Annotated in this window: 12 protein-coding genes; 5 read left to right on the top strand and 7 right to left on the bottom strand. The window is 67.6% G+C overall.

Features of this window, described 5'->3' with window-relative positions:
- Positions 1-25 precede the first annotated feature (25 nt).
- From AC3QL3_RS01845 to yihA, 7 genes are all read right to left on the bottom strand, one after another.
- Positions 26-3,334 (bottom strand): S41 family peptidase, encoded by a 3,309-nt coding sequence (locus AC3QL3_RS01845; protein WP_492896553.1) that lies wholly within the window; start codon positions 3,332-3,334, stop codon positions 26-28.
- A gap of 113 nt (positions 3,335-3,447) precedes the next feature.
- On the bottom strand, positions 3,448-6,399 hold the full coding sequence (locus AC3QL3_RS01840) for a BACON domain-containing protein (RefSeq protein WP_492896552.1): 2,952 nt from the start codon (positions 6,397-6,399) through the stop codon (positions 3,448-3,450).
- 105 nt (positions 6,400-6,504) lie between these two features.
- Entirely contained in the window at positions 6,505-8,910 is a 2,406-nt protein-coding gene (locus AC3QL3_RS01835) for a winged helix-turn-helix domain-containing protein (RefSeq protein ID WP_492896551.1), read from the bottom strand.
- 161 nt (positions 8,911-9,071) lie between these two features.
- Positions 9,072-9,821 carry a hypothetical protein gene (locus tag AC3QL3_RS01830; protein ID WP_492896550.1) on the bottom strand — a complete coding sequence of 250 codons (750 nt, stop codon included), beginning with the start codon at positions 9,819-9,821 and terminating at the stop codon, positions 9,072-9,074.
- A 272-nt stretch (positions 9,822-10,093) separates the two neighbouring features.
- A complete protein-coding gene (locus tag AC3QL3_RS01825; protein WP_492896549.1) occupies positions 10,094-10,840 on the bottom strand; it encodes a hypothetical protein in 747 nt (248 codons plus the stop codon).
- A gap of 231 nt (positions 10,841-11,071) precedes the next feature.
- Positions 11,072-12,436: a glutamate--cysteine ligase gene (locus AC3QL3_RS01820; protein ID WP_492896547.1), complete on the bottom strand. Its 1,365-nt coding sequence runs from the start codon at positions 12,434-12,436 to the stop codon at positions 11,072-11,074.
- A 75-nt stretch (positions 12,437-12,511) separates the two neighbouring features.
- Positions 12,512-13,129, bottom strand: coding sequence for a ribosome biogenesis GTP-binding protein YihA/YsxC (yihA, locus tag AC3QL3_RS01815; protein WP_492896546.1), 618 nt, complete (start codon positions 13,127-13,129; stop codon positions 12,512-12,514).
- Positions 13,130-13,261: 132 nt separating this feature from the next.
- On the opposite strand from yihA, the gene AC3QL3_RS01810 reads away from it, so the two are divergent.
- The 5 genes from AC3QL3_RS01810 to AC3QL3_RS01790 all read left to right on the top strand — a co-directional run bounded on the left by AC3QL3_RS01810 (position 13,262) and on the right by AC3QL3_RS01790 (position 16,465).
- Positions 13,262-13,939 (top strand): c-type cytochrome, encoded by a 678-nt coding sequence (locus tag AC3QL3_RS01810; RefSeq protein ID WP_492896545.1) that lies wholly within the window; start codon positions 13,262-13,264, stop codon positions 13,937-13,939.
- A gap of 213 nt (positions 13,940-14,152) precedes the next feature.
- Positions 14,153-14,851, top strand: a complete 699-nt coding sequence (locus tag AC3QL3_RS01805) for a thiol:disulfide interchange protein DsbA/DsbL (RefSeq protein ID WP_492896544.1) — start codon at positions 14,153-14,155, stop codon at positions 14,849-14,851.
- Positions 14,852-14,897: 46 nt separating this feature from the next.
- A complete protein-coding gene (locus tag AC3QL3_RS01800) occupies positions 14,898-15,542 on the top strand; it encodes a thiol:disulfide interchange protein DsbA/DsbL (protein WP_492896543.1) in 645 nt (214 codons plus the stop codon).
- A gap of 21 nt (positions 15,543-15,563) precedes the next feature.
- Positions 15,564-15,782, top strand: a complete 219-nt coding sequence (locus tag AC3QL3_RS01795; RefSeq protein ID WP_492896542.1) for a hypothetical protein — start codon at positions 15,564-15,566, stop codon at positions 15,780-15,782.
- Positions 15,776-16,465 (top strand): thiol:disulfide interchange protein DsbA/DsbL, encoded by a 690-nt coding sequence (locus AC3QL3_RS01790; RefSeq protein WP_492896540.1) that lies wholly within the window; start codon positions 15,776-15,778, stop codon positions 16,463-16,465. The genes AC3QL3_RS01795 and AC3QL3_RS01790 overlap by 7 nt, the downstream gene beginning before the upstream one ends.
- The last annotated feature ends 23 nt before the right edge of the window (positions 16,466-16,488 follow it).

The raw sequence follows: 16,488 nt of genomic DNA, 5'->3' as shown, positions 1-16,488 counted from the left end.
CTGCCGGGACGCGTCCTGCATCGCGTTACTTCGGCGCCGCGTCCTTCGCGCGCATGCTGTCGGGCGCCTTGATCGGATCGGCCGGACGCGGCGGCAGCTTGACCGGCGCCGCCTGGATCGCCTTCTGCAACTCCTCGATGCCGCGATCGAGCTGCGGGTCCTTGCCTTGCAGCTGCGCGGCGACGTCCTGCTCGACCACGATGTCCGGGTCGACGCCGTGGCCCTCGACCACGTACTGGCCTTCGCTGCTGGCGCTGGCGAACTGCGGCACGAAGACGTCGCCGCCGTCGATCACCGGACCCCAGCTGGTGATGCCGACCACGCCGCCCCAAGTGCGCACGCCGATCAAGGGTCCGAGCTTGGAGCGCTTGAACATGTAGGAGAAGATGTCGCCGTCCGATGCGGTGGTGCCGTTGCAAAGCGCCGCCAGGTGACCCAGGAAGGTCTCGTTCGGATAGGTGCCGGTGAAGTCGACGTTGCGTCCGTAGTCGAGGCCGAGCACCTTGCGCGACAAGCGCTCGATGACCATCGCCGAGACGTTGCCGCCGCCGTTGTCGCGCACGTCGATCACCAAGCCCTGCTTGCGCAGCTGCGGGTAGTACCACTTGATGAATTCGCGGATGCCGTCGGCGCCCATGTCGGGAATGTGCAGGTAGCCGATCTCACCGTTGCTGGCCTTGGCCACGTACTCGCGGTTGTGGCTGACCCAGGCGTAGTAGTTGAGCGACTCCTCGCTCTCGATCGGCTTGACCAGCACGGTGCGCGCGCCCTCGCTGCCGGGCTTGCCGTTGACGGTCAGCTGCACCAGCTGGCCCGGCGCGGTGCGCAGCAGACGGAACGGGCTGTCGTTGGCGGAGAGCGGCTGGCCGTTGATGGCGACGACGTAGTCGCCTTCCTTCACCTCGGTGCCGAGCTCGGTCAACGGCGAGCGGTAGCGCTCCTCGTCGTTCTGGCCTTGCAGGATTTTCGAGATGCGGTATTGGCCGCTGGCCGCGTCGAGTTCGAAGCGCGCGCCGAGCAGGCCGACGTTCGGCTTCGGCGGCAGGCCGATGTCGCCGCCGCTGACGTAGGCGTGGCCGACGTTGAGTTCGGCCACCATCTGGCCGAGCAGGTAGTTCAGATCGCTGCGGTCGCCGACCCAGGTCAGCATCGGCTCGTACTTGGCGCGGATCGCGTTCCAGTCGTAGCCGTGCATGTTGTGCACGTAGAAATGGTCGCGGTAGCGGCGCCAGGTTTCGCGGAAGATCTCGGCGTATTCGGCCTTCGGATCGACCAGGGCGAACAGACCGTCGGTCTTGACGTCCTTGGGTTCGGGTTTGCCGGCGTTGAGGTCGACCCACTTGTAGGCGCCGTCGTTCTTGATCAGCGCGGTGCTGCCGTCACGCGAGACCGCCAGGCCGTCGACGCCTTCGAACACGTCTTCGCTCTTGCGCTGCTCGAACGACCACGACTTCAGCTTGCTCTTGAACGCACCGTCGCGACCGTAGTAGTTGGCGTCGCTGACGACGTAGAGGATCGCCTTCTTGGTGATCTCGTAACCGTCGATATTGTCCGGGCCGATCGGCGAGCGCACCAGGCGCGCGTCGATGCCGTCGAAGTCGATGCGGTCGTTGATCTCGGCGGCGCTCTTGGGCTTGCCTTCGTCTTTCTTGTCGCCCTCGCCTTCCTTCTTATCTTCGGCCGCGGCGCTGTCGTTGCGCGGCGCGAACGGATTGGCCACGCCCTTGCGCAACGCCAACGCGAACAGGCCGCTGTTGCGATTGGCGGCGAAGTTCCATTCGATGTTGGACAGCTGCGGCGCCCACTCGCGGTTGCCGAGGAAGTACAGGTACTGGCCGTCGGGCGAGAAGGTCGGCGAGTACGCATCGAAGCGCGCGTCGCCCACGCGCACGCTCTTGCCGGCGGCGAGATCGTAGACGTACAGGCGCGGCTTGATATCGTCCTTGTCGCTGAGCGAGTACGCGAGATAGTGGCCGCCCGGCGACCAGGTGTGGTCGCGCCGCGTATAGGCCAGCTCGTGCGCGATCACCGGCGCCGGGCCGCCGCTGGCGGCGACGATGCGCAGGTTGTTGGCGCTGTCGACGAACGCGATGCGCGTGCCGTCGGGCGACCAGCGCGGCGAATACAGGCGGCCGAAGGTTTCCTGCGTCAGCTGCTTGGCGTTGGTGCCGTCGGCGTCGCGCACCCAGATCGCTTCCTCACCGCTCTGGTCGGACACGTAGACGACGCGCTTGCCGTCCGCCAACCACTCCGCCTGGCGCTCGTGCGCGCCGGGCGTGTGGGTGAGATTGAGCGTAATGCCGTCTTTCAGCGGCACGCTGAACACTTCGCCGCGCGCGGTGAACAGCGCGCGCTTGCCGTTCGCGCTGAGCGCGTAGTCCTCGATCTTGTCCTTGACGCTGCGTTCTTGCGCACGCGCGCGCACCAGATCGCTCGGCACGGTGATGTCGAGCGCGCTGTCTTTGTTCGCCTTGGTGTCGTAGACGTGCAATTCGCCGTCGACCTCGAACACGACCTGGCCCTTGCTGTCGCCGCTGGCCCAGCGCGCGTCGACGTTCTTGTAGTCGGTCAGCTGCTTGGTCTCGCCGCTGCCGGTGTCGTAGCGATACAGGTTCAGATGCTCGCCGCGGTCGGCGAGGAAATACACCGCATCGTCGATCCAGACCGGATCGCGATCGGTGTTCGGATCGTTGGTGATGTTCTTGGCCGACTTCGCCGCGAAGTCGTAGATGTAGAGGTCTTGTGCCCAGCCGCCGACGTAGCGGTTCCAGGTGCGGAAGTCGCGGTACTTGGGCGAGTAGACGATCTTGCTGCCGTCGGGCGAATAGCGGCCGACACCGGCGACCGGCATCGGCAGCGCGGTCGGCAGACCGCCGAGCGCAGGCACCGTGTACAGGCGCGGATTGGATTCGCTGATCGACTGCTCCCACGAGCGGAACAGCACCGACTTGCCGTCGGGCGTCCAGCCGTAGACTTGATTGTCGAAGCCCCAGCGCTGCGGCAGCGGGCCGCGCGCCGGATAGAACGTGAGCTGTTTCGGTTCGCCGCCGCCGGCCGCGATGGTGTAGACCTGATCGTCGCCGCCGTACTCGCCGGTGAAGGCGATGGTCGAGCAATCGGGCGAGAAGCGCGCCGATTGTTCCAGCCCGGGCCCGGCAGTCAGACGCACCGCGGTGCCGCCTTGCGTGGATGCGGTCCACAGATCGCCGGCGTAGGTGAAGACGACCTTGTCGCCGCAGACATCGGGGAAACGCAGCAATTTGGTGCCGGCGAACGCGCTCGGCGCGACCAGCGCACCGAGGATCGCAAGGGAAAGACAACGACGCAGCGGCATGAGACCTCCGGGACGGAAACTGAACGCTTTGTTGCACGGATGAAGCGTCCGCGCCTGCGCCAGAAGTCACCGTGCGAGACCGGCGCAGCGTTCGGCTGCGCCGGTCGCAGGTCTCAGCGTGCTTCGAAACCGTCCTCGAACAAGGTGTCGCCTTGCGTGCCGCTGCTGACGGTGAAGGTGACCGGCACGCCGACGATGCGGTTGGAGAGATCGTTGCTGCGCACGCACAGGTTCGCGTGATAGACACCGGCCGCGAGATCGCTCGCATCGAACGTGGCGGTCACGCGCGCACCGTTGCCGCCTTCGAGCGTGCCGCTGGCCGGCGTGATCGTCAGCCACGGCACCTCGCTCGCCTGCGAACAGCCGGCGTACGGCACTGCCAGCGCGAACGCGACGAGATCGATGCTTTCGACCACCGGCCCGACTTCGCCGGCGCGGCCGGTCGCGCTGTCGATCGTGTAGATCGCCGGCGCCGGCGGCACCGCCGGGCTCGGCGGCAGCGGATGGCCGGCGTACCAGATCAGTCCGGTGCGCGGATCGAAGTCGATGTTCGCGGTGGAGGAAACGTCCAAGCCGATCGGACCGATGCCGCGCCAGAGGCCGTTGCGCTTGTCCAAGGCGATCAGCTGGTCGCCGAGCGGATCGATCGCATACAGATGTCCGGTCGGATCGAAGGTGGCGCCGGCAAGATAGACACCGTCGACGCGCGCGACTTGGCTGGCCGTGCCGCTGACCAGATCGACCGTATACAAATAGCTGATCGTGGTCGCGACCGGATCCCAGGCGGTCGCGTACATCGTGTGCGTGGCGGCGTCCCAGGCCAGATCGGTGAACCACACGCCGCTGCCGCCGTTCGATCCGACCGCCGTGCGCATGCCGGTGGTGGTGTCGATGGAGTCGACGTTGCCGTAGCGATCGATCACGTATTCGTGGCTGAAGTCGTTGTCGGCGAACGCGCCGCCCGCGTACGGCCACAGCGGCATGCCGTTGAGCAGATTCAATGCATCGGGCGACACCGCATCGAAGGAGATGAAGGCGGTGTAGGCGGGATTGATGCCGCCGGTCGGACCGTAACCGCCGAGCGCGAACGCCGGCACGCTGGCTGCCGCCAACGCGGAACCACCGAGCGTGCCGGGTGCGCGCTCGACGCGCGCCGCATCCGCCATCGCCGTGGGCGCGGCCGTCAGCGCGGCGATCTTCGCGGGCGTCGCCGCCGGTGCGTGGTAGGCCATCGGCGGGAAATGCGCCTGCGCGTCGGCGCCGTCGCTGCCGGCGAGATCGACGTTCCAGTCCAACCGGCGATCGCCGACGTTGCCGAGCGTGAACTGCGTGGTCGCGACCGCACCGCGCGCGGCCGTAGCGACCAGTGCGCCGGGCGCCACCGAAACCACCGGCGCGCCGATGTCGAGCGTGATCTGCGCCGACGCTGCGAACGGCGCCGGAATCGTGCGCGGCCGCCACACGATCGACTTGCCGGCGGCGAGCGAGGCGGTGTCGAACGAGTACTGCGTGTAGTAGGTCGCGTCTTGCTGCAAGCCGACGGTGGCGCACAGACCGCCGTTGCAGCTGGCCGGATCGTCGCCGCCGCCGATGGCGCTGTAGTCGACGTCGTCGTATTCGTAGGAGAAGGTTCCGCTGGCCTCGTCGAACACCACTTCGAAGGTCGCGCCGTCGCTGTTCTGCGCGCCGTCGTAGTGGGTGCGGTCGTACCACTGCACGACGAAGCGGCGAGCCGGCGCATCGCCGAGCGTCTGGTAGACCACGCCGCCGCTGCTGGCGTCGAAGTCGTCCCACAGCGGCAGCAGCACCGGGCCGAGCAGGCCTGCGTTCGGCAGCGCCGTGTTGACCGCATCGAGCGGCCGCACCATGCCGACGAACAGGCCGCCGTTGTTGGAGACGCCGAGCTGATTGGTGGTGGTGCCGAAGAAGTTGAACGAGAACGGCATATCGATGCCGCGCGTGCTGTCGTTGCCGAGATCGTCGGCGACCGGCGTGCCGGTGGCGCGGATGTCGACGAAGTTCGACGCGCCGCTGTCGTCGTAGTCGTAGCCGGGCAGACGGCCGTCTTGCGCGGTCCAGGTGCTGGTGAGGGTGCCGTCGGCGGCGTGCTCGGCGGTGACGAGGCGGTTGAACTGGCGGCTGGCGCCGTCGGCCAGCGGCTCGTTCTGCATCGAGAACAGCTGGCCGCCGAGCGAATCGACCAGGCCGTGGTAGTCGAGCTGGACGCCGGTGTGATTGCTGATCGTGTAGCAGAGGTTGAGCTTGTCGCCGACCACGGCGCTGAGGCTGGTGGCGCTGCCGCATTGAGTCGGATCGCCGTTGTCCGGCGCCACCGTCAGCGTCAACTCGAGGCCGTTGCCGCCGCCTCCGCCGACCGTGCCGACGACCTCGAAGCCGAGCGCGCTGGCGGTCGGCCAGCCGCAAACGGTGGTCGCGCCCCAGCTCGGGCAGGTGCTGCCGCTCGGATTGCGCCATTGCGGCAGATCGCCCGGCGGCGGGGTCGCCGCGTAGCTGCGCCAGGCCGATTGCGGGCTGAACGGAATCGAGGAATCGGTGTTCGAGTTGGCTTGCAGCATCACCCAGTAATGCCCCTGCGGCAGCAAGCACGGCACCGGCAAGGTCACGCCGAGCGTGGCGAACGGCGGCGGATTGTCGAGCGTGCCGTCGAGATCGTCGGCTGCGCACAGCGGCGCGCCGCTGTCGTCGGGCTTGCCGCCGGCGTCGGCATAGACGTGCACGGTGTAGGTGAAGTGGGTCGGGCCGAAGAAGCTGTTGGAATACGAAAGCGCGAAATGGAACGCGCTGACGGTCCAGCCGTTGACGTCGCCGACACTGAAGTCGTCGGCCGCGAACGAGGGGTTGCCGGCGGTCGAGGTCATCGCCGACACCGCGCTGTCGTAGTCGCCGCTCTGGCCGTACAGGATCGCGCTGCCGCCGGCCGGCTGCGCCGTGGCGAGAGGATGGAACGAGGCACGCGGCGGCGCGGACGGGGCAGCGTGGCTGGAGACGGTCGCGGCGGCGGACAACGCGGCCGCGAGACCGAGGGCAATCGAGCTCTTGCGCATGAGGATCGGGGTTCCGGGTGGAGTAAGGAAGACGGCGCGGCGGATACGCGGCCGAGGTCGAGCCTAGGCGGCCGCGGCGGCGCTCGCATGTCGCTGCCGTTGCCGCTATTGCGCGTCCGTTTCCGAATCTTTTCCGGACGGTGACTTTGCGATAACCGCGGCCGCCGCGGTCAGCGACGCCGGCAGCGGCCGCTCGCCGGCGAGGCGGCGCGCTTGGGCCAGCGCGCCGGCGGCGGCCGTTTCGCGGCCGAGCGCCCGGTACAGCTCGGCTTGCGCGACGGCGGCGTCGAAGTCGACCTCGGCGTAGCGTGCGAGCTGGCCGACGACGGTGCTGGCCTGGTCGAGATCGCCCTGCCCTATCAGAAAGCGGCCGTAGGCGGCGCCGACCTCGCACAAGAGGTCGGGCGTGCTCCAGCGCCGGGCGCGCTCGAGCGCGTCGGCATAGGCGGCACGCGCCGCGCTGGCGTCGCCTGCGGCGGCGGACTGCTCGGCGCCGGTCAGGCGCGCCAGCAGAGTGACGTAGGGATCGTTCGAGCTGGCCGCCCAGGCGGCGAACGCGTGCACTTCGCCGCTCGCTTCCGCGCCGCGCCGCAACGCGATCAAGGCGGCGACGACGCTGTGCCAGGCGTCGGCGCGGTGCACGTTGGCGCTCTGCGCCGGCAGCGCGGCCAGCGCTTGCCGCGCCAGTGCCAGCGCGGTTTCCGGCTGCGCCTGAGCGAGATCGAGCCGCGCGCCGATGCCGAGGCCGATCCCGCGCTCCTGCGCCAGGTCGGCGTCGGTCGCCTCGCGGCCGACGCGATCGAGCAGACCGCGCGCTTCGTCGAAACGTCCGTTCAATTCCAACGCGTTGGCGCGTTCGAGGTAGGCCAAAAGCCGCGTGCCGGCGTGCTCGACCTGCGGCAACTGCGCCAGCGCGCGGCCGCTGGTCTCGAGCGCCGGCGCCGGACGCAGCAAGGTCACCTCGGCGTTGCTCTGATTGATCAGGGCGATGACGTATTCATCGATCAGGCCGAGCTTGCGGAAGCGCTCGCCCAACCGCTGCTGCGTGTCGGCGACTTCGGCGTAGCGACCTTGCAGCGCCTGCGTGTTCGCTTCGTTGCCTTCGATCTGCGCGAGCAGCAAGGGATCGACGGCCAGATTCGCGGCGATCTTGGCGCGCGCGAAATCCTGCGTCGCTTCGTCGTAGCGTTGCCGCGTCAGTCCGACCACGCCGCGATTGTTGTAGGCGCGGGCGAGATCGTCGGGCAGCTCGCGCCCTTCCAACAATTCGATCGCGCGATCGCAGGCCTGCCGCGCGGCGTCGGCGCGATCGAGGCGCGACAGCGCCACGCACAAGCTGCGTTGCGCGCGCGCCAGCAGCACCGGATCGGCTTCGGCGGAAACGCCGGCGACGAGCGCTTCGAGTTGAGTGCGCGCACCGTCGCTGTCGCCCAGATCGACCGCGATCTGCGCACGCCGCAGGCGCACCGGCGCGCTCTCTTGCAACATCGGCGCGGCCGCCTCGATCAAGGCCAGCGCCTGCTGCGGTTGACGCGCCAGCCGCGCGGCGTCGACGCGTTGCAGCAGTTCCGTTTCGGACAAGCGTGCAATGGTCGCGGGTGCCGCCGCGGCACGCTGGCCGAGCAGCTCGAGCAAACGCTCGGCCGCCGCGCCGGCCGCGGCGATCGCGCTGTCGGCCTGCGCCTGCACCACCTGCGTATCGCCATCGGCATCGATCAGCTCGGCGCGCACGATCCACTCGTTGCCGGAGCGGCGCACCAGAGGAGCGATCAGGCGGCCGCGTTCGGTCACGCCGCGCAGCGCCGTCAGCGCTTGCGCGCGGTCGACGCCGGCCGGCAGCAGGCGCACGACGTTGTCGCTCGGCAATACCTTGAGTCCGCTGGCGCCAAGACGCGTGGCCAGGATGTCCATCACGCCCAGGCGCAGCCAGGCGTCGTCGGCCGCTGCCATGACTTCGGCCGGCAGCACCGCGAGCACGCCGCTCGGCCATTCGGTCGTCGCGGTTGCAGTGGGTGGCGGCGGTGCGATCGGCTTTGGTGGGAACAGACGCCAGATACCGAACGCAGCCAGTGCAGCGAGCGCCGCAACGCCGATCAATAACGCGTAGCGCCTCACGCGCGGCGGCGCGGCCGGCGGCGCGAGCGGCAAAGGTTCCGGCTCCGCGACGTCCGCCGCTGCGGGCTCGGACGTCACGTCGAGCTGTTGCGTCGGCGCGCTCCAGCGATAGCCGAAGCGCGGCACCGTGCGCAGCAGGCGCTGCTGCTCGCCGTCGTCGCCGAGCGCGCGACGCACGGTCAGGATCGTCTTGCCGAGCGCGGCATCGCTGACGCTGAGCTTGCCCCACACCGCGGCGACCAGCTCGTCGCGGCCGACTGCGCGCTCGCGCTGGCGGATCAGATAGACCAGGCAATCGAAGGCCAGCGGCGGCAGGCCGACGGCGTGGCCGTCGCGCAGCAGGGTGCGTCGGCCGACGTCGATCGTGCAGTCGCCGAATTGGAAGCGTTCCGCCATCTGAAGAGCGTAGCAGCTGCCCGCAGCGGCGCGGATGCAGCACGCGCCGCGAACGCCGGCCCGCGCGTGCGGGCCGGCTGTCTCTTCACTCTGCTGTGCCGAAAAAATCGGCGAACGGGCGGCGCTGCGCGTACGCGTTATGCAGCCGCAGGCTTCAGCGGCTAGTTGATGCAGGCGGGCCGCAGCGACGTCCCGTGCGCATACACCGAAATCGCCGCCACTTGCGCTCCCGGACAGGTGATGGTTGCGTTCGACGCGCCGCCGCAGCCATTCGGATACAGCTGCGAGACGACCGCTGGCGTCGTGCCATGGGTCGTGCGCGATTCCGGATTGCTCGCCGGCGGAGTGATCGGACCGTCGACGCCGGTTGCGCTGGCGTAGGCGTAGTTGGTGGTATTGATCGAGGGATCGGTATTCCACGCACCGGCGCTCGCTCCCGCCGAGCCGGTGAGGCCGCCACCGGCCAGCGCTTCGACGGTGAACGGATCGCTCGGATTGTGCGGATCGGTACGGTCGGGGCCCCTGCAGTCGCCGAATACGAATGCGTCGAGTGCCGGACCGTTGGCGGCTGCGCCGCTCAGGCGTTGGATCAGGTCGTCGAGCGGATCGAGACGTGCGTTCTTGGAGGCGAGCTTCGCATCGATGTCGGCGCTCGCGCGGCTGTCACGGATGGAAATCAGCTTGGCCAGCATCGCGCGCTGACCGGCGGCGCCGACGGCGACATAGGTTTCCGAGATCGATTGGGGCGTATCGACGAATTGGGCGTACAAGCCTTCGTCGATCTTGGTCATGCCCTGCTGCACGAAGGCATCGTCCGAGTTCTGCGCTGCGCGGCTCTGCGCGTAGGCGCTTGCGCTCGCCAGTACGCCCAACAACGCGACCGCGACGACGTTCCTCACTAACGATTTCATGGCAATGCTCCTGAATGTGGAAAGGGGAGGAACCGCCTCCGCGCCGATGCCAGGCCGGACGGCCGAGGCAGACCGTCGCAGCGAATCGAAGCGGCACCGGAGGCGGCACCGGAATAAGGACGCGGAAGATCACGCCGAAGCGGGCCACCTTTGCGCGGCGAGAAGACGGCCGCGCGGCGCGCACTCGCCGCGCAGCCGCGCAGCGATGTCGAGAGACGGCAGCGCCCTCTCCCGACACCGCTCGCCTTTCAGGGCCGGCAATTGCCCGCTCACTAGTTATTGCAGCCCGGCCTGTTCCTGAAGCCGTAGGCGAGAGCGGAAATGGACGGCTGCGTGTGGCCCGGGCAGGTAATGGTCGCGCTGGACACTCCCGCGCAGCCGTTCGCGTACAGCTGCGAAGCGACGGCCGAAGCGGTGCCATAGGTGGTGACCACTTGTTGCTCGTGGATCGGATCGCCGACCGCGTCGATCGCCTTCGCCTTGGCCACGTTCGTCGTGTACAGCGCGGGGTTCGCATTCCACACGCCGGCGCTGGCGCCGCCCAAGCCGGTGGGTCCGCCGCCTGCCAATGCCTGCAAGTAGAACGGGTCGGACTCGTTGTTGGTCTGGTCGACGCCGTTGCAATCGCCGCGATACGGACCGCGACCGCCGCCTGGGCCGCCGTCGAGCACCACACGCGTCGCCGCCTTCGTATCGCTCAGGGTCGCGATCAACTCGTCGACCGACTCCATCAGGGCGGCTTTCGAATCGGCCGAGCCGTCGTCACCCGAATGCGCCGCGCGAAGCGCGATCAGCTCGGACAACAGCGCGCGCTGACCGGCCGCGCCGACCGCGACGTAGGATTGGGAATGCGCATCGTCACTGTCGCTGACTTTGGCGTAGAGGCCTTCGTCGACCTTGGTCATGCCGCTGGCGACGAGCGCGTCGCCCAGCGTACGCGGCGCGCGTTCCTGCGCGAACGCGCCGGCCGTCGCGCTCGCCAGTGCGACAAAAGCAAGGGATCGGATACACGATTTCATGGGGTTCCTCCTGCGTAGGAAAGATGCGGAACCGCCGGCCGACGGACGTCGGCGACTGGCGGCACCGCGATAGCTACGCGGGAGATCGTGCGGAAGCGGGCCACGCTCTCGCACGAGAACGCAGCGCGCTCGAACTGAGGCGCCGGAATGATCGAAGGGGCGAGAGACGCGTTGCGTCCGGTCCGCGGCCGGACCAATCCGGTATCGCGGCCCGGCGAACGCGCGCCGCAATCAGTAGGCGAACTCGCGGAACAGCGGATCGACGCTGCCGTTCCAGGCGCCGTGGAACAGCTCGAGCTTGCGCTCGGCCGGGGTTTGATTGGCGTCAACGATCTGCAGCAGGGTGTCGAGGAAGATGCGTTCGTCGGCGCCCGAGGGCGTCTGGCGCGCGCGGCGGTGCAGGCCTTCGGCGGCGATCTTCAAGGCTTCGTCGGCGAGATCGCGCACCGTGCCGCTGCGGAACGGCAGCTTGAGTGCGTGCTTGGGCACGCCGTCGCGCAGCGCGTGGAGTTCGGCGCGGGTGAAATCCTTGACCAGGTCCCAGGCTGCATCGAGCGCGGTCTGGTCGTACAAGAGGCCGACCCAGAACGCCGGCAGCGCACACAACCGGCCCCACGGGCCGCCGTCGGCACCGCGCATCTCGAGGTATTTCTTCAGGCGCACTTCGGGGAAGGCGGTGGTGGTGTGGTCGGCCCAGTCGCGCAGGGTCGGCTTGGCGCCGGGCAGCTCGGCCAGCTCACCGGCCATGAAGCGGCGGAACGACTTGCCGGCGAGGTCGACGTATTCGCCGTTGCGGTAGCTGAAGTACATCGGCACGTCGAGCAGGTAGTCGACGTAGCGTTCGTAGCCGAAACCGTCCTCGAACACGAAATCGAGCATGCCGGTGCGGTCTGGGTCGGTGTCGGTCCAGATGTGCGAGCGATAGCTCTGGTAGCCGTTCGGCTTGCCTTCGGTGAACGGCGAGTCGGCGAACAGCGCGGTCGCGACCGGCTGGAGCGCCAGCGCGACGCGGAACTTCTGCACCATGTCCGCTTCGCTGGCGTAGTCGAGGTTGACCTGCACGGTGCAGGTGCGCGTCATCATGTCGAGGCCGAGCTTGCCGACCTTGGGCATGTACTCGCGCATGATCTTGTAGCGCCCCTTCGGCATCCACGGCATTTCTTCGCGCCGCCACTTGGGCTGGAAGCCCATGCCGAGGAAGCCGAGCCCGATCGCATCGGCGACTTCTTTCACCTCACGCAGGTGCTGCGACACTTCCGCGCAGGTCTGGTGGATCGTTTCCAGCGGCGCGCCCGACAGTTCAAGCTGGCCGGCCGGCTCCAGCGTAACCGACGCGTTGTCGCGCAGCAGCGCGATCAGCTTGTCGTGCTCGGTCACGCGCTGCCAGCCGAAACGCGTCATGCCTTCGAGCAGCGCGCCGATGCCTTGCTCGCCTTCCCAGGTCGGCGGGCGCAAATCGGCCAGGCGGAAGCCGAACTTCTCGTGCTCGGTGCCGATGCGCCAGGCGTCGATCGGCTTCTCGCCGGAGGCGAGGTAGTCGACCAGCTCGGCGCGACCGGAAATCGGGGTTTCTTTGACGGCGGAAGGTCCGGACACGACGCAGCCTCAACGGGAGAGCCCGCACTATGGGGCTAGTGTTGTGCAGTTGAAAGGGCGCGAGCTGCGCCGGACTCAGGCGGCTGCCGGGCCGAGTCCGAGCCAGCCGGCGACGGTGCTGCGCGCCTCGTCCAGGCCGCTCTTGGCCAGGGACGAGAACAACTGCGCGCTCGCGTTCGGAAAATCCGCCGCCAAGGTCTTGCGCACCACCGCCAAAGTGCGAGCGCCTTCGCTGCGCGACAATTTGTCCGATTTGGTCAGAAGACAGTGGCAGGCGCGGCCGCTGGCGGCGCCGAAGGCGAGCATGTCGAGGTCGAATTCCTTCAGCGGATGGCGCGCGTCCATCACCAGCACCAACCCCTTCAGCGAGGCGCGTTCGCGCAGGTAGCGGTCGATCACGCCGCGCCAATGCAGGCGCATCGCTTCGGGCACCTTGGCGTAGCCGTAACCGGGCAAATCGATCAGCCGGTGCGCCTCGTCGCCGACCGGGAACACGTTCAACAGCTGCGTGCGGCCGGGCGTCTTGGAGGTGCGCGCGAGGCTCTGCTGGTCGCAGATCGTGTTGAGCGCGCTCGATTTGCCGGCGTTGGAGCGGCCGGCGAAAGCGACCTCGGCACCGTCGTCGGGCGGCAGCTGCTCGATGCGGTTGGCGCTGGTGAGGAAGCGGGTCTGGCGGAACGGATGGGTGGGCATCGGGCTCGCAATTGGCTGGCGGCGGTTTGACCGCCTCTTGGGTCACGGAGATAATTCCGCGGTTTCCGCCGGTACGCCGCAAGCGGCTGCGCGACGAGGACCTGCGTGATCCCCTTTTTTGGAGTCGAGTGTATGAGCTTTCCGCGCGCCCATGTTCGACAAGCGCTTGCGCTGGCGACGCTGCTGATGGCCGGCGCGGCCGCAGCCTCCGAGACGGCGGCGCCGGTGCTCGGCGACGCCAAGGCCGGCGAAGGCAAGGCGGCGGTGTGCGCCGCCTGCCACGGTGCCGACGGCAATCCGACCGACAAGCAGTATCCGAAGCTGGCCGGCCAGAACGAGGCCTACATCGCGCGCCAGCTCGACGCGTTCAAGTCGCAGAAGCGCCAGAACCCGATCATGCTCGGCTTCGTCGCCACGCTGTCGACGCAGGACATGCACGACATCGGCGCGTTCTTCGCGACCAAGACCGCCCTCCCCGGCGTCGCCGACGACAAGCTGCTCGCGCGCGGCCAGGCGCTCTACCGCGGCGGCGACGCCAAGCTCGGCGTGCCGGCCTGCATGGCCTGCCACGGTCCGTCCGGACGCGGCATGGCCGGCACCGGCTACCCGCAGCTGAGCGGCCAGTGGGCCGACTACGTCACCGCCAAGCTGAAAGATTGGAAGGGCGGCACCAGCTGGGGCGAGGACAACAACGCCAAGATCATGCCGGCGATCGCGACCGCGTTGACCGAGGCCGACATCAATGCCGTCGCCTCCTACGTCGAAGGTCTGCACACGGCGAATGCGGGAACCTCTACCGCCTCCGAGTGATCGAAGGCGCCGCCGCGGTCGTCCCATCGCCGTCAGCGGCGCGTTCTTGAGAGAAATGCAGCCACGGACGGTTGCGGCTGGACGATCCGAAATGCCTGCCTAAGCCGCAGTCTCGACGGGCCGCCGCGATCAGGGACGATCGCAACGAAGATCCGAACTGCGCCGTGCCGATTCGCGGCCTGCGCGCGCCGCCCATCGATTCCGGAGAGCTTCATGTTCAAGCGCCCGACGTTCAAGAGAATGTCCGTCCTGTTGCTCGGCCTCGCCTTCAGCGCGCTCGGCCACGCCGCCGAAGAGAGCTTCGAGGCCGGCAAGCATTACTTCCCGATCGAACCGCCGCAGGCCACCAACAGCGGCGACAAGATCGAAGTGGTCGAGGTGTTCTCCTACGCCTGCCCGGCCTGCAACATGTTCCAGCCGACGATGACGAAGGTGAAGGCGGCGCTGCCGGCGAATGCCGAGCTGGTGTATCTGCCGGCCGCGTTTCGTCCGGACGAAGATTGGCCGGTGTTCCAGCGCGCGTTCTATGCGGCGCAGGCGATGGGCATCGCCGAAAAGGTCCACGACGCCACCTTCGATGCGATCTGGAAGGACGACGGCACGCTGCGCATCAGCGATCCGAAGACGCGCCGGCCGGTGAAGGAAATGCCCAAGATCGAGGACGTCGGCACGTTCTACGCGAGCAAGGCCGGCATCAAGGCGGACGAGTTCGTCGGCGTCGCCAATTCGTTCGCGATCAACACCAAGATGAAACGCGCCGACTCGATGATCAAGGCCTACGGCGTGGATTCGACGCCGACCCTGGTCGTCAACGGCAAGTATCGCCTGACCGCGGCGTCCGCCGGCAGCATCGACAAGGTGATTCCGCTGATCAAGTTCCTGATCGAGAAGGAAAGCGCCGCGAAGAAGTAGCCGCGCCCCGTCCGCTCAGCGCCCATTCTCTTAAGGAGTACCGCCCATGTTCGCGCGTTCGCTGATCTTCGCCGCCGGTTTCCTGATCGCCTCGGTCGCTGCTGCGGCCGACGCGCCGAAGTGGGAAGCGGGCAAGCACTACGCCGTGATCGATCCGCCGGTGTCGACCAGCACCGGCGACAAGGTCGAAGTGCTCGAAGTGTTCTCCTACGCCTGCCCGCATTGCGCGCATTTCCAGCCGTTCGCCGACAAGATCAAGGCGGCGCTGCCGAAGAACGCCGAGTTCACCCTGATGCCGGCCGACTTCCAGCCGCGCTGGGTCACCTTCGCGCGTGGCTTCTACACCGCCAAGTCGCTCGGCATCCTCGACAAGACGCATCAGGCGATGTTCGATGCGATCTATCGCGACAACCTGCCGCTGAACACGATCGACCAGATCGCCGACTTCTACGCCGAACACGGCGCCGACAAGCAGAACTTCCTCTCGACCTCGCAATCGTTCGTGGTCGAAGGCCAGCTCGACCAGATCCGCCAACGCGAAATGGCCTACGGCGTCGATTCGACCCCGACCCTGATCATCAACGGCAAGTACCGCGTCGCGATCAACAGCGAGGCCGGTGTCGGCTTCGAGCAGATGGTCGAGATCGTCAAGGACCTGGTCGCGCAGGAAGCGAAGAAGGCCAAGAAGTAAAAAGGATTGAAGAGTGCGGCCATGGATGGCCGCTTCTGGATTCCGGCGCTGCCAAGCGCTGAATACTCGAACGAAGCCACCTACTCGGCGATCATGGACGATCGCAAGAACCCCTTTGAAAGTGCGGCCATGGATGGCCGCTTCTGGATTCCGGCACTGCGCAGCGCTACATCCACTTCCGAAGTTACCAACTCAGCGATCACGGACGATCGCAAAGAAATAGGACCACAGCCATGCTGAAGCACCTGGGCTTGCTGCTCGCCGGAGTTCTGATCTTCGCCGCAAACGCCGTTGCCGAAACCGCCGCCGCTCCGGCAGCGACGCCGGCCACGAACTGGGAAGCGGGCAAGAACTACTTTGCGATCGATCCGCCGCAGCCGACCGCCAGCGGCGACAAGATCGAAGTGCTCGAGGTGTTCTCCTACGCCTGCCCGCACTGCGCGAGCTTCCAGCCGTATGCCGAGCAAGTGAAAGCCTCGCTGCCGGCCTATGCCAGCTTCAGCTACATGCCAGCGGTGTTCAACGCGCAATGGGAGCCGTTCGCGCGCGCCTACTACACGGCGCAGTCGCTCGGCGTGCTCGACAAGACGCATCAGGCGCTGTTCGACGCCCTGCACCGCGACCATCTGCCGCTGCGCTCGATCGACGACCTCGCCGGCTTCTACGCCCAGAACGGCGTGGAGAAAGCGAAGTTCCTCGCCGCCTCCGGTTCGTTCGAGGTCGAAAGCAAGCTCAGCCGCGCGCGTGAGCTGATCAAGAATTTCGGTGTCGACGGTACGCCGAGCATCATCGTCGCGGGCAAGTACCGCGCCACGGCGCAATCGGCCGGCGGTTATCCGAAGCTGATCGAACTGGTCGACTACTTGGTCGCGAAGGAACACGCCGCGACCGCCAAGCCGGGCAAGGCTGCGAAGAAGAAATAAACGCGCTTGCCTGAAATCCGTGA

Source organism: Dokdonella sp. GW821-FHT11D02 (genome assembly GCF_058808595.1).
The sequence above is the reverse complement of the archived record's forward strand: the minus strand, read 5'-3'. Positions and strand labels throughout refer to the sequence as shown.

Excerpts from the sequence above, each read along its gene's own strand:
- AC3QL3_RS01845 (WP_492896553.1), bottom strand. The coding sequence starts at position 3,334 with ATGCCGCTGCGTCGTTGTCTTTCCCTTGCGATCCTCGGTGCGCTGGTC.
- AC3QL3_RS01840 (WP_492896552.1), bottom strand. The coding sequence starts at position 6,399 with ATGCGCAAGAGCTCGATTGCCCTCGGTCTCGCGGCCGCGTTGTCCGCC.
- AC3QL3_RS01835 (WP_492896551.1), bottom strand. The coding sequence starts at position 8,910 with ATGGCGGAACGCTTCCAATTCGGCGACTGCACGATCGACGTCGGCCGA.
- AC3QL3_RS01830 (WP_492896550.1), bottom strand. The coding sequence starts at position 9,821 with ATGAAATCGTTAGTGAGGAACGTCGTCGCGGTCGCGTTGTTGGGCGTA.
- AC3QL3_RS01825 (WP_492896549.1), bottom strand. The coding sequence starts at position 10,840 with ATGAAATCGTGTATCCGATCCCTTGCTTTTGTCGCACTGGCGAGCGCG.
- yihA (WP_492896546.1), bottom strand. The coding sequence starts at position 13,129 with ATGCCCACCCATCCGTTCCGCCAGACCCGCTTCCTCACCAGCGCCAAC.
- AC3QL3_RS01810 (WP_492896545.1), top strand. The coding sequence starts at position 13,262 with ATGAGCTTTCCGCGCGCCCATGTTCGACAAGCGCTTGCGCTGGCGACG.
- AC3QL3_RS01805 (WP_492896544.1), top strand. The coding sequence starts at position 14,153 with ATGTTCAAGCGCCCGACGTTCAAGAGAATGTCCGTCCTGTTGCTCGGC.
- AC3QL3_RS01800 (WP_492896543.1), top strand. The coding sequence starts at position 14,898 with ATGTTCGCGCGTTCGCTGATCTTCGCCGCCGGTTTCCTGATCGCCTCG.
- AC3QL3_RS01795 (WP_492896542.1), top strand. The coding sequence starts at position 15,564 with ATGGATGGCCGCTTCTGGATTCCGGCGCTGCCAAGCGCTGAATACTCG.
- AC3QL3_RS01790 (WP_492896540.1), top strand. The coding sequence starts at position 15,776 with ATGCTGAAGCACCTGGGCTTGCTGCTCGCCGGAGTTCTGATCTTCGCC.